This is a genomic window from Luteirhabdus pelagi (genome assembly GCF_016827595.1).
GTDB classification, from domain to species: domain Bacteria; phylum Bacteroidota; class Bacteroidia; order Flavobacteriales; family Flavobacteriaceae; genus Luteirhabdus; species Luteirhabdus pelagi.
The window spans coordinates 294,328-308,071 of sequence record NZ_JAECMS010000005.1; the positions used below are offsets into that span (position 1 = coordinate 294,328).

At 40.2% G+C, this 13,744-nt stretch carries 12 protein-coding genes; 6 read left to right on the forward strand and 6 right to left on the reverse strand.

The annotated features are described in order from the left end of the window. Positions 1-39: 39 nt before the first annotated feature. From I4Q58_RS13725 to I4Q58_RS13745, 5 genes are read left to right on the forward strand one after another with little or no spacing between them, the layout of a single operon-like run. On the forward strand, positions 40-948 hold the full coding sequence (locus I4Q58_RS13725; protein WP_203296465.1) for a MerR family transcriptional regulator: 909 nt from the start codon (positions 40-42) through the stop codon (positions 946-948). A 56-nt stretch (positions 949-1,004) separates the two neighbouring features. Then, complete coding sequence (locus tag I4Q58_RS13730) at positions 1,005-2,468, forward strand: phytoene desaturase family protein (RefSeq protein WP_203296466.1); 1,464 nt, start codon at positions 1,005-1,007, stop codon at positions 2,466-2,468. Next, a complete protein-coding gene (locus I4Q58_RS13735) occupies positions 2,465-3,307 on the forward strand; it encodes a phytoene/squalene synthase family protein (protein ID WP_203296467.1) in 843 nt (280 codons plus the stop codon). Before I4Q58_RS13730 ends, I4Q58_RS13735 begins: the two co-directional genes overlap by 4 nt. Positions 3,308-3,311: 4 nt before the next feature. After that, positions 3,312-3,764 (forward strand): sterol desaturase family protein, encoded by a 453-nt coding sequence (locus tag I4Q58_RS13740; protein ID WP_203296468.1) that lies wholly within the window; start codon positions 3,312-3,314, stop codon positions 3,762-3,764. Continuing rightward, positions 3,765-4,457, forward strand: coding sequence for a lycopene cyclase domain-containing protein (locus tag I4Q58_RS13745; RefSeq protein ID WP_203296469.1), 693 nt, complete (start codon positions 3,765-3,767; stop codon positions 4,455-4,457). Between the two features lies 1 nt (position 4,458). Here the strand turns inward: I4Q58_RS13745 and I4Q58_RS13750 are convergent, their stop codons facing one another. Then, positions 4,459-5,019 carry a TlpA family protein disulfide reductase gene (locus I4Q58_RS13750; RefSeq protein WP_203296470.1) on the reverse strand — a complete coding sequence of 187 codons (561 nt, stop codon included), beginning with the start codon at positions 5,017-5,019 and terminating at the stop codon, positions 4,459-4,461. 166 nt (positions 5,020-5,185) lie between these two features. On the opposite strand from I4Q58_RS13750, the gene I4Q58_RS13755 reads away from it, so the two are divergent. Then, positions 5,186-5,854, forward strand: coding sequence for a C1q-like domain-containing protein (locus I4Q58_RS13755; RefSeq protein WP_203296471.1), 669 nt, complete (start codon positions 5,186-5,188; stop codon positions 5,852-5,854). A gap of 64 nt (positions 5,855-5,918) precedes the next feature. On the opposite strand, the gene I4Q58_RS13760 is transcribed toward I4Q58_RS13755, so the two are convergent. The 5 genes from I4Q58_RS13760 to I4Q58_RS13780 all read right to left on the reverse strand — a co-directional run bounded on the left by I4Q58_RS13760 (position 5,919) and on the right by I4Q58_RS13780 (position 13,649). Beyond that, positions 5,919-8,183, reverse strand: coding sequence for an aconitate hydratase (locus tag I4Q58_RS13760; protein ID WP_203296472.1), 2,265 nt, complete (start codon positions 8,181-8,183; stop codon positions 5,919-5,921). A 224-nt stretch (positions 8,184-8,407) separates the two neighbouring features. After that, the gene (locus tag I4Q58_RS13765) at positions 8,408-9,361 is read right to left on the reverse strand and encodes an AAA family ATPase (protein WP_203296473.1); all 954 of its coding nucleotides are present in this window, start codon (positions 9,359-9,361) and stop codon (positions 8,408-8,410) included. 36 nt (positions 9,362-9,397) lie between these two features. Next, on the reverse strand, positions 9,398-10,849 hold the full coding sequence (locus I4Q58_RS13770; RefSeq protein WP_236002936.1) for a peptidylprolyl isomerase: 1,452 nt from the start codon (positions 10,847-10,849) through the stop codon (positions 9,398-9,400). After that, positions 10,833-11,681, reverse strand: a complete 849-nt coding sequence (locus I4Q58_RS13775; protein WP_203296475.1) for a peptidyl-prolyl cis-trans isomerase — start codon at positions 11,679-11,681, stop codon at positions 10,833-10,835. The genes I4Q58_RS13770 and I4Q58_RS13775 overlap by 17 nt, the downstream gene beginning before the upstream one ends. 6 nt (positions 11,682-11,687) lie before the next feature. After that, entirely contained in the window at positions 11,688-13,649 is a 1,962-nt protein-coding gene (locus I4Q58_RS13780; RefSeq protein ID WP_203296476.1) for a peptidylprolyl isomerase, read from the reverse strand. Between the last annotated feature and the right edge of the window lie 95 nt (positions 13,650-13,744).

The following is a 13,744-nucleotide window of genomic DNA, read 5'->3' on the forward strand; positions in this document are numbered from 1 at the left end:
ACATTTCAGCAGTATTGGCAGTTGCCATTTTCTTACTATATGCACGTTAAGACGCAATTCAGCATTAAAGATCTAGAGAATCTAAGCGGTATAAAGGCGCACACCATTCGTATATGGGAAAAGCGTTACAATTTACTGGAACCGCAACGCACTGAGACCAATATTCGCGAATATGACCTCACCCAACTGAAAAAGCTCTTAAACGTTACCTACCTATATAACGGTGGTTATAAAATTTCACACATAGCCGATATGCCTCCGGCCGAAATGAAGGCTCTTATAAATCAATTGGGCGAGAGCAATGAGGATGCGCAAGCGATTATGGAGATCAAGAAAGCGATGTTCAGCTTCGATATGGACCGTTTCAATACCACTTACACGCGTTTATCGGAAGAAAAATCATTTACAGACCTCTTTGAGAAAATCTTTATTCCTGTATTAACAGAAATCGGAACCCTTTGGCAAACCGGCACTATCGATCCAGCACATGAACGCTTTATTTCAGAATTGATTAAACAAAAAATGATTCTGAATATTGAAAAGCTAACTGTGCGACCTTCCACTTCAGATAAGGTATTTTGCTTATTTCTTCCCTATGGAGAAATTCATGAAATTGGATTGCTATACGTGAAATATCAACTGCTGGTAGCAGGCTTTAAAACAATATATCTCGGGCAAAATATCCCGTTGGACAATCTAAAGCATTTATTTCACCACTACGACAATCTTCACTTTTTATCGTATCTTACCGTTCATCCCGAGGATAAGGACATCGAGGAGTATTTTCAAACGTATTGCAAAGAGGTTTGTAATGGAAGCTCCTATCCTCTTTATATCATGGGTGCAAAGACAGTGAAACTTTCCAAAAAACAACTACCTGCTTCCGTGAAGAAAATCGAATCCTTTCAAGCACTGAAAAAACTGCTTCAAACATTAAAAAAATCATAATTTTTCAACCACTACTCAACGTTGTTTAATTTTTTAATAGATTTGTTAAACAACATATGAAAGATATTGCAATCATAGGCTCAGGCTTCTCATCATTAGCCGCATCATGCTACCTCGCTTCCGAAGGACATTCAGTATCCATTTATGAGAAAAACGAAACCATCGGCGGACGTGCCAGACAGTATAATCACCAAGGATTTACTTTCGATATGGGTCCAACCTGGTATTGGATGCCCGATGTATTCGAACGGTTTTTTGAAGACTTCGGAAAAACGCCAGAAGCGTATTATACGCTATCGAAGTTAGATCCCGCCTATTCAGTTTATTTCGGCGCTCAGGATGCCATCACGATTCCAGGCTCCTTATCTGGAATTTATAAGGCATTTGAAGACGAGCAAGCAGGAAGCTCTAAACCTCTTAAAAAATTCATGGACGAGGCCCAAAATAATTACGATGTGGCCATCAAGGATTTGGTCTATCGTCCAGGGTTGTCACCGTTCGAGTTGGTCACTCCGGTTACCATGAAAAAAATAGGACAGTTTTTCAGTACCATCAGCAAAACGGTTCGTAAAGAATTTTCAAATTCTAAACTTATCTCAATCTTAGAGTTTCCAGTATTATTTTTAGGCGCTAAACCGTCCAATACCCCCGCTTTTTACAGCTTTATGAATTATGCCGATTTCGGACTAGGAACCTTTCATCCAAAGGACGGGATGTATTCCGTTATTAAAGGAATGGCCCAACTAGCTCACGAACTTGGGGTTACCATCAAAACAAACCAAACGGTTGAAAACATCGTAATTACTGATAAAACTGCTACCGGAATTACCGTGAATGGAACAGAGATACACGCCGATATAATTTTAAGTGGTGCCGATTACCATCATACCGAGACCCTACTCCCCACCGAATTTCGACAGTATTCGGAATCCTATTGGGAGAAAAAAACCTTCGCTCCCTCTTCCCTATTATTTTATGTTGGTTTCGACAAGAAGCTTGAAAATGTGGATCACCATACGCTATTCTTCGATGTCGATTTTGAAGCGCATGCGAAGGCCATCTACGATACGCCAAAATGGCCAGATAAACCCTTATTCTATGCCAGTTTTCCTTCCAAGACTGATGCCAGTGCGGCTCCTGATGGGAAAGAGGCAGGAATTTTTCTTATTCCATTGGCGCCTGGATTGGAGGATACAGAGGAATTACGAGAAGAATATTTCAACAAAATCATCGCTAGATTTGAAACCATAACCCAACAAGACGTAAAAAATAATGTTATATTTAAGAAGTCCTATTGTGTGAACGATTTCATTCAAGATTATAATTCGTACAAAGGCAATGCCTACGGACTGGCCAATACATTAATGCAAACTGCATTCTTGCGGCCGAGTTTAAAAAGCAAGAAAGTAAAGAACTTATTTTTTACTGGTCAGTTAACAGTACCGGGGCCAGGTGTTCCACCTTCCCTCATTTCCGGAAAACTGTCGGCAGGTCTTGTACAAAAAGAAATTGCATCGTGAAAGCATTATTCGACAACGTATCCCAAATTTGCAGCCGCAAGGTAACGAACACTTATAGTACCTCGTTCTCTTTGGCTACCAAGATGCTTGCGCCCTCTATTCGGCAGCACATCTACAATATTTATGGCTTTGTTCGCTTTGCCGATGAAATCGTTGACTCATTTCATGGGTACGATAAAGAAGTTCTCTTCGACCGATTTGAACAGGATCTAGACAACGCCCTTTCTGAAAGAATAAGCCTGAACCCAATTTTAAACTCCTTTCAGCATACGGTTCACGAGTACAATATCGAGCGTCACCTAATCGACGCCTTTATGAATAGCATGCGGCTCGATCTTACGAAGAAAGAGTATACTTCGCAGCAAGAGTTTGAAGACTATATCTACGGTTCTGCCGATGTCGTGGGTTTGATGTGCTTACGGGTTTTTGTGAAGGGTGATACTGAAAAATATGAAGCGTTGAAGGAATCGGCTAAGCATCTCGGTTCCGCTTTTCAAAAGGTAAACTTCCTTCGCGATTTAAAGGCAGATCACGATGGTTTGGATCGCACCTACTTTCCAAACACCAATCTCGATGCCTTGGATGAAGTTTCTAAGGCTGAGATAATTGCGGAGATTGAAAACGACTTTAAGGAAGGATATAAAGGAATTCTTCATCTTCCTGCTGAAGCCAAATTCGGGGTGTATATGGCATATCGCTATTACCGAAGATTACTGAAAAAACTACACCGAACACCAGCCATGGAAATAAAAAACAGTCGTATCCGTGTGCCGAATTATGAAAAATTCGGACTTTTGACACGCTGTTACGTAAAATATCAATTAAAATTAGTGCGATAGGAATATGGACGTAGTCTTGTGGATTTTAATTTTTCTCACCACTTTCTGTATCATGGAATTTATGGCGTGGTTTACCCATAAATATATCATGCATGGGTTTTTATGGAGTCTACATAAAGATCATCATATAAAGGATCACAACAGTTGGTGGGAACGAAACGATTTTTTCTTTCTTTTTTACGCTGCCGTTAGCATTGGTTGTTTTGTTGGGTGGCAATATTATGGTTTTTGGGCAGGGTTACCGATTGGACTTGGTATTTTCGCTTATGGTGTTACCTATTTTATGGTACATGACATCTTTATCCACCAACGCTTCAAGCTTTTTCGCAATGCGAACAATTGGTATGCAAAAGGCATTCGAAGAGCACACAAAATCCATCATAAACATATCGGAAAGGAAGATGGGGAATGCTTCGGAATGCTAGTACCTCCGTTTCGATTCTTCAACAAAAAATAAATGGAGTATCTCTATCTCGGATTGAACCTCGGTTCTTTTCTGATTCCTTTTCTGTTCAGTTTTCACCCTAGGTTACAATTCCATAAAAAGTGGCGGTCGTTTTTCCCTGCGGTAATCATTATGATGCTGGTCTTTATACCATGGGATATCATATTTACTGCTGAAGTCTTTTGGGGCTTTAATGAAGACTATATTACGGGCCTCCATGTAGTAGGCTTACCAATTGAAGAATGGCTCTTCTTTATCTGTATTCCGTATGCCTGTATTTTTACCTACTACGCCCTACAGGAGCTTCTACCACAGTTGATGTTTTCAGAACGAATTACGTCAATTATTTGTGTTAGCTTATTTTCGGTATTAATAGTCACCCTATGGTACTTCTACGATCGTTGGTACACGCTTGTGAATTTTATATATGGGATGCTTGTGCTGGGTTGGGTGTACAATTATGATAGGCGCTTACTGCAACGCTTTCTACCTTTCTTTTTGATTATTCAAATTCCCTTTTTTTTGGTGAATGGCATCCTTACCGGTACCGGGCTCCCCGAGCCTGTTGTATGGTATAACAATACCGAAAACTTAGGAATACGAATGATTACAATTCCAATTGAAGACGTAATCTATAATCTAGGGATGCTATTGACAGTTTTATTCTTTACTGAAAAACTGGAAAAGCGACATCAGAATAGTTGAACTAATCTTTAAGCAATTGCTTTACTATTTCATGGGTACGATCGCTATTCCAATCGGCTGCGCCAGTTTTGTTTACCACAATAGTTCCTTCTTTTGAAATAATGAATGTCGTAGGAAGCGATGTAACCTGTAACGGCTTTGGCGCCTGATACTTTTGAAAATATATTGGAAGATTGTATTTATTGCTATCCATAAATTTTGCCACCACTTCAGGCTCCTCCGAGGTCACAAAATAAAATTTCACCCTACTTCCATAGGTATCGTACAGCGATTGAAAGGAGGGCATCTCTGCCACACAGGGAGGACACCAAGTAGCCCAAAAATTGAGCACTACCACCTCACCTTTTGCCTCTTCAAACTGAACATGGGAACCTTTACTATCCTCAAGCTGCCAGCGATATTCTTCAACTGTTGTTCGCTCTTCCTCTGAGAGTTCAGAGGGACTAAAAGACAGCAGTCGCTGAATGGGAACCTGTATTAGCATTCTAGTCTGAGGAATCAGTAATAATGCTAGCACTATGACAAATAATATGTTTCCCCAGTTTTTACGTATAAACTTCATATCACAATATTATTGCGTTGATACCAAAATTGAAAGTGAAATATTTCAACCAAATAATCTTAATTTTATGTTAATAAATTGACATATTGAGAACTGTTAACTACTTTACGTATTCCAATCGCAGATGTAGTATCCCCAATTCTACGCTACCCAAAATACCTACATTATGAAATTGGTACAACTCATTCTTCTATTATTTTTTATTCCCGCTTGTGCGCAGGTTGGGATCAACACTAACAGTCCGACCGCTAGTTTGGATGTTAACGGCAACGTTCGGATTCGAACCGTAAATGAAACACCCCACCCGGAAATTGCCAAGGATTCGATTTTGGTTATCGGACGTGACGGAACCGTGCAAAAAATAAAGGCCACCGAAATTATTGACAAAGCATTACCCTCCGTTGTCAAAGGAACATTTGGAGCCTCGTCGTCCATATCGCTTTCACTTCTCTCGGGAAACGCAACGCTTCCCTTTAACAATGAAGTATTCGACACAAACAATGAATTCAATACCAGCACCTATACATTTACAGCAAAAAATGAGGGTATTTATTCTATTGCTGTTCAAATCAAAACAAACGGTTCCATCGGTGTTGCCACCAATTTTGGAGTGGCCATCCTTCATAATGGATCAATTGCCGTGCAGAACAGTTTCGCTAATGTTGGGATCCTGGGTATTAATGCTACGCCTCCCGTACGAGATGCCAGCACTCTTCTTCAACTAAATGCAGGTGATACCATTCGATTTCAGATTTTAGGTAGTATAGCATTAGGGACAGTGAACATTCTTGGCGATGCTAGCAGCAGTCAGTTTTCAATTCACCAAATACGCTAATCTCCATAGCTATTAAAAAAGGCTAGCGACAATGCTAGCCTTTTTCTGTAGATACTATAATGAATTACTGGTTTTGCTTCTTAATCAAGTTAAGGGCAGACCCTTCTCGGTACCACTTAATTTGCGCATCATTGTACGTATGATTTGCTTTGATGATATCCTTGCTTCCATCGGAATGCACTACTTCAAGGGTTAGTGGCTTTCCTTCCGAAAAGTCAGCTATATCCACAAAGTTAAAGGTATCATCCTCCTGAATTTTATCATAATCGGCTTCGTTGGCAAATGTCAATGCCAGCATACCTTGCTTCTTCAAGTTTGTTTCGTGAATTCTGGCAAAAGACTTCACCAATACGGCAGCTACACCTAAATGACGTGGCTGCATGGCCGCATGCTCACGTGAGGATCCTTCCCCGTAGTTATGATCGCCCACAACAATGGTTTTTATTCCTTTCTTCTTGTACTCACGCTGTACATCGGGAACTCCTCCATATTCACCATCCAATTGATTTTTCACAAAATTGGTTTTCTTGTTGAAGGCATTTACGGCACCGATTAAGGTGTTGTTCGAAATATTATCCAAATGACCTCGGTAACGCAACCATGGACCTGCCATTGAAATATGGTCTGTAGTACACTTTCCAAACGCCTTGATCAACAATTTTACACCTTGAAGCTCTTCATCCTGGATAGGTTTAAAGGGCGTTAACAATTGAAGTCGCTCGCTATCGCTTGCCACTTTAACCTCAACACCACTTCCGTCTTCACGAGGCTCTAAATATCCATTGTCTTCTACTTCGAATCCTTTAGGAGGCAATTCAATTCCTCTTGGGATGTCCAGTTTCACTTCTTCACCATCTTCATTAATCAAGGTATCGTGAAGCGGATCGAAATCCAATCGACCAGAAATGGCAATAGCTGCTACCATTTCAGGAGATCCTACAAAAGCGTGTGTATTCGGGTTTCCATCGGCACGTTTGGAGAAGTTACGATTAAAGGAATGCACGATGGTATTCTTTTCATCGCCCATCATATCGCTTCTATCCCACTGTCCAATACAGGGTCCACAAGCATTTGTAAATACCGTTGCACCCAAATCTTCAAAAACCTTTAATAATCCGTCACGTTCCGCGGTATAGCGAATCTGTTCCGAACCAGGATTGATTCCGAAATCGGATTTCGGTTTTAATTTTTTATCGATAGCCTGTTGCGCAATGGAAGCCGCTCTTGTTAAATCCTCGTATGACGAGTTCGTACAAGAACCGATAAGTCCCCACTCAACTTTAATTGGCCAATCGTTTTCTTTTGCTTTTTTACCCAACTCGCCAACAGGTGTAGCAAGATCTGGAGTGAAGGGTCCGTTTAGGTGAGGACGCAATTCATCGAGATTAATTTCGATTACTTGATCGAAATACTGTTCTGGGTTTTTATATACTTCAGGATCGCCTGTAAGGTGTTCCTTAATTTTGTTTGCTTCATCGGCTACTTCAGCGCGTTCGGTAGCTCTAAGGAAACGCTCCATGGCTTCGTCATAACCAAAGGTTGAAGTCGTCGCACCTATTTCAGCTCCCATATTACAGATTGTCCCTTTTCCAGTACAGGATAGGTTCTTCGCTCCAGGTCCGAAATATTCAACGATACAACCGGTACCTCCCTTTACGGTAAGTATATCGGCCACCTTCAAGATAACATCCTTAGAGGCCGTCCATCCATTAATATTCCCTGTCAATTTCACACCGATTAACTTCGGAAACTTCAATTCCCAAGGCATTCCTGCCATTACATCTACAGCATCGGCTCCTCCAACTCCAATAGCCACCATTCCTAGTCCGCCCGCATTAACGGTATGACTATCGGTACCGATCATCATCCCACCAGGGAAGGCATAATTTTCAAGAACAACCTGGTGGATAATCCCAGCTCCAGGCTTCCAAAAACCGATACCATATTTATTGGAAACAGATTCTAGAAAATCAAATACTTCATGACTGGTTTCATTCGCCCGCTGCAAATCTTGTTTTGCACCTTGTTTTGCTTGAATAAGGTGGTCGCAATGAACCGTAGTTGGTACCGCGACTTTATCTTTTCCGGCTTGCATGAATTGTAGCAAAGCCATTTGTGCGGTAGCATCTTGACATGCAATTCTATCTGGGGCAAAATCGACATAATCCTTACCTCTTTCAAATTTCTGGGAAGGGGCTCCATCCCAAAGGTGACTGTAAAGAATTTTTTCTGAAAGAGTTAGTGGTTTCCCAGCGATTTCACGGGCTTTATCTACCCTTTCCGCCATTTGGGAATACACCTTCTTGATCATATCAATATCGAATGCCATAGTTGTCTAATTTTAATTTTTTGAAGTCTTGCAAAACTACAAAAATTCGACATGATTTAAAAATACACAACGTATTGGCTAAAAGAGTAGAAATAATTCATAAAAACCTAATATTTAATGAATTATTTTGTCAAATATCCAATTTTAAATAAAGAAAATTATCGAATTAAAAATTTTAGGAAGTTCAACTTTGATTGGAAAGATTCTAAATTGAAGGTGAAGTATTACAGAAGTTTCGCAATAATTGCTTCAAGGGTAAGTCCTTCTGCCTCGGCCTTATAATTTTTGATCATACGATGCCGTAGAATTCCTACTGCAACTTTCTGAACATCTTCTATATCGGGTGAAAATTTTCCATGTAATGCTGCATGGGCTTTAGCACCTAAGATTAGATTCTGTGAAGCTCTGGGCCCTGCGCCCCAATCGATATATTTCTGAACGATTTCTGGAGCAGCTTGACTTTTTGGACGTGTTTTTCCCACTAATGTCACCGCATATTCGATAACATTATCGGCTACTGGGATTTTTCGAATAAGGTTTTGATATTCGAGAATCTCTTCTGCTGAAAACAGTGAATTAACCGTTGCCTGTTCTCCGGAAGTCGTGCTTTTTACCACATCTACCTCTTCGGTAAAAGATGGGTAGTCTAGCGTAATAGCAAACATGAAACGGTCTAACTGCGCCTCTGGTAATGGATACGTTCCTTCTTGCTCAATTGGGTTTTGCGTTGCCAGTACGAAATATGGCTGATCTAATTTATAATGATGCCCTGCTACTGTCACCGCTCGTTCTTGCATAGCTTCCAACAGTGCTGCCTGTGTTTTAGGCGGTGTTCGGTTAATCTCATCGGCCAAAATAATATTCGCAAAGATAGGTCCCTTGATAAATTTAAACTCACGATTCTTATCCAGAATCTCAGAGCCAAGGATATCGCTTGGCATCAAATCGGGCGTAAATTGAATTCTTTTAAATTGCAATCCGAGTGTCTGTGCAACCGTATTCACCAATAAGGTTTTTGCCAATCCCGGCACGCCGATTAAGAGCGCATGGCCACCAGAGAAAATAGACAGCAATACCTGTTCCACCACATCATCTTGACCGACGATCACTTTACTGATTTCGGTTCTAAGCGCTTTATATTTTTGGACCAGTTGTTCTACTGCTGCGACGTCGGACATAAATTTAAAATTTCTGAATTAGGGAAAGATACGATCTTAATTATTTTTAAGCCAATTGCTTGAAAATTCGCAAGTTTGGTAGTCTTCATTGACGTTTACATAAGTATCGCCAATCTTCTTATTTTGCCATTTTTCGATAGCGCGGACTTGCTTTTCCTTTAGGGCTAATTCCTTAATACGCTCGTAGTCTTCAGAGTAATCTGCGGTATGCTCTTTATACTTTCGGGTTACCGTCAATAATTTAAACATTTTGCGGCCTGTACGTCCCTCGTCGGTATAGACTTTAGACACTTCGTTCGCCTTTAAGTTGTAAATCTGCGCACTTAGTGCTGGATCCATTTTGGTAAGTTCAAAACGCGTATCGCCCGTAGTTGGATTAACCAATTGCCCACCGTTGTTTCTCGTTTCATCTTCATCGGAATACTGCCGTGCCGCTTCTGCAAAGGAGAGCTCACCACTTTCTATTTTCTTACGAATATCTTCAATTTCAGATCGCGCAGCATCAATGGTAGTCTGTGAAACATCTGGGATTAGAAGCACGTGACGAACATCCAATTCCTGTCCACGGATTTTATCTACCATCAAGATGTGGAAGCCGAATTCTGTTTCGAAAGGTTCGCTAACCTCGCCTTCCTGCAGGGTGAAGGCAGTTTCAATAAACTCTTTGGCGAGCGGTGCATTTTTCTTTATTCCTTTATACAATCCGCCTTTACCTGCAGACCCGGGATCTTTAGAATATAGTACTGCCTTAGTTGCAAAACTAGCTCCATTTTCGACTACATCAATACGCATTTGACGAAGGCGATCTATTGTTTCTTGCCGTGCTTCTTCTGTAATTTCAGGTTTAATGACAATCTGTGCAACTTCGACTTCAGAACCGAAGACAGGTCTTTCATCTTCAGGAATAGAATAGAAAAACTCTCGAACCTCTTCAGGTGTCACTTCCACTTCCTCTACAATAGTTCGCTGCATTTCACTAGCCAAACGTGTGGTTTTATTCACTTCAAATAGCTCACTTCGAAGTTGAGCCATATTTTCTTTTTTATAATACGCTACAACTTTTTCTTCGCTTCCCAGTTCGCTGACCATATATTCCATCTGCTGGTCGATCATCTGATTAATTTCAGCATCGGCGACAAAAACACTATCGATTTTGGCGTGATGGGCATACAATTTATCCTCCATTAACTTTCCTATTAACTGACAGCGGGAAATTTCGTCGACAGGAAACCCTTGCTGTTTCAATTCTAAATAGCTTTTATCGATATCGCTATCTAAAATTACATATTCGCCAACCACTGCGCTAACGCCTTCTGCCTTAAAACGTTTGAACGCCTTAACAGAGTCTTTTTTGGCCGATACAGTTTTCATTTCAGTTTCAGACTCCTGAACAACTCCAGTACTGTCTACTGTAACGACATTTTGAGCTGTCAGACTGCTACCGACTATCAGGGCCGTAAACACTATTGCTTTACTTATAAATTTCAAATGATTTATCATTCCTTGCATCTCTCGTTAAATCTTTTTCAAGTTTTTTTATCAATTCCAGTTTTCGCTTATTCAATAAAACCTGTTCGATGGTGGGTTTTACATATGATAGTGGGGCAATATCGTTGGTATTCAAACGATCTTTAACATAAATCAAATATACCCCTAATGAATCTTGCAGTTGTTGAAAATTCGAAATATTTAGCATTTTGGCATTTTCATCTTTTAACACCGGCAATAATTCTTCCAATGCATTTTTCCGAACCCATGTAGAGTCGTTGAAATTATAGCGTGTAAACTGAATACTAATGGCATTCAAATCTTCTTGATCGCTTTCATTAAATCGCCTAAATTTTTCGACTGTTTTTCCCAAATTTGAAAAGGAAGGGGGCACTTGTAAATAACGTACCTTCAACAGCTCATCGTTAAGACGGAAATTTTGTTTGTTTTCCTCGTAAAATGACTGCAATTCATTTTCGCTTACGGAACTGTCCAATTCTTGTGCCACAATTGCATTCTTATAGCCCTCCGTGTAAAGTTCCGTTTTATAATCCTTTAATAATCTATGATAATTCTCAAGTTGTTCATCGGGAAGGTTAATCAGCGCCTTGTCCATTAGCAAGCGTTGCGTTGCCCAGCGATTTATGTAATTGTTAACGATAATTGTACTATCTGTTTCGGAGGTGCCGGCAGGTACAAGTCCTGAAAGATCTTCCCTGTATAAAAAGGTTTCGTTTACCCTGGCCACAGGTTCTCCTTCCGGCTCCTGTGTAAAATATTCGCAAGAAGCAACGGTAACGGCTACCCAAATCAGTACAAGAAACTTATTCATATATTCTTAAGAATCCAATTCCTTTTTCACACGCTTTAGAGCTTTATTATTAATTTCTACGGTATGTTTGCTTCGTAAATCTTCCATGAATTTTTGCTCAAGTTCCATTTGATAATCGCTCATAACTTTACCTCGAACCTTATCCAATGGGTTGAATCCTGCAGGTAAGATCTTCTTCACATTAACAACGATAAAGCTCCCATTCTGTTCATATATTTCAGAAACCCCCTCTTCAAATATGGTAGCGCTTGGAAGTTCCCGATCACCTTTCTCAAAAACACCTTCAGAAAACACAGCATTTATAGTTCCATTGCTATTTATTGTTTCCTTAATCTGTCCGACGGTATTGCCACTTTGTAGCATTTTAGCAATTCTTGAGGCAGATTGTTTATCTGTTGCTGTTGCGATTGTGGCTACCAATTGTTTTCCATGACGATAGTTGTCCTTATTTCGTTCATAAAAATCTTCCAATCCAACGGAATCTTTTTTGGCTTTGTTCCAAATATTTTCCTCCATAAGATCGAATATCAATAAGCCATCTCGATATTCGCTAATCACCGCTGCATACTCTTCATTTTCCTCTTCCAGTCGATTTCTGAAATAATTCTTCAATTCCATGGTTTCAAACTCATCGTACATAGAAGTCAGTGCCGCTGTTTTCTTATTCACACCCCTCATACGTTTTTGGCGCACGCTCATGTACTCTGCCAAGTCGCGATACTTTAGTGTTTTGTCTCCAATGGTAAAAAGTTTCGTTTCCAATTTAGGTTCTTGGTCATTATACTTCCATTTTCTACGCAGGACTGAATCGGTCACAAACTCATTGAAAAAATCAAGATATCCATTGTGCAACTTGAATCCGTATTTATCCTTTATTTTTTGGTTTACTGCTTGGGTAACCACTTTGTGCCGATTTCCATCGCGAACTTGTCGTTCTAGCTTAGCAAGTTCCTCTTCAAACGTAGGTTCTGGAATTTCTTGCTCGAAACGAATAATATGCCATCCGAACTCACTCTTAACAGGCTTTGAAATCTCTCCAGGCTCATTTAAACCGTAAGCTGCGTTTTCAAATTCTTCACTTCTAAGATCTCCTCTACCAAAAGGACGAAGTTTTCCGCCTTTAATTGCAGAATTTTTATCATCGGAAAATTGTTTGGCCAAATTCTCGAAAGATTCACCTTGTTTCAACATGGTATAAATTTCCTCTGCCCTCTCCTTGGGATCGAAAGAGGCATCGCCGTTCTTATCAGAAATCATGATATGCGATACCATAATTTGCGAAACTTTCTCTCTTCGGTCATTAACCTTTAGGATATGGTATCCAAATTCGGTTCTAATAATATCCGACACTCCCCCTACTGGAGTTTCATAAGCGGCCGTTTCAAATGGGTATACCATAGTAAAAACGCCAAACCAGCCTAAATGTCCAGCAGTTTCGGAAGCATTTGGCTCTTCAGAATATTGTTTGGCCAGTTCATCGAACGGCTCTCCCGCCAATGCCTTTTCACGTACTTCCGTAATTTTTTTATAGGCTTTCAAGGTATCCTGTGGAAGATCGTCAAAAGCTGTGCGCACAAGAATATGATTGGCATTAATTTCCTCTTGACCTCTCTCATATGCTTCTCGAGCCAAGTCGGACGTTACTTTGTCTTCATAAATATAGTTCCGAGAAAGTTGCTCCTGATATTTTCGGAACTCACGACTGTAATTCTGTGTTTCATCCAAACCTTGCGCCCTCGCTTCGGTGGTTTTCAATTTATAGTCGATAAAAAGTTCCAAATAACCTTCAACGGTTTTCTGACTTTCGTCTTGTACTAGATCCAGATTCTTTTTATATACACGTTTGAATTCTTGTACAGAAACCGGTTCGCCATCAATAGACAGCAACACATCTTTTTTCTTTATTTGGCCAAAAGCCGTAGCACTAACGGCTAAAACAAATAGAAAAGCTATTTTACTCTTAAGCATAGGTGAACGTATTTATTATTGTTGAAGCCCCGCAAAAATATAAAAAAGGCATGGTTACGCAAGGCTGTGCTATAACGAATCGTCTCTATTTTTCG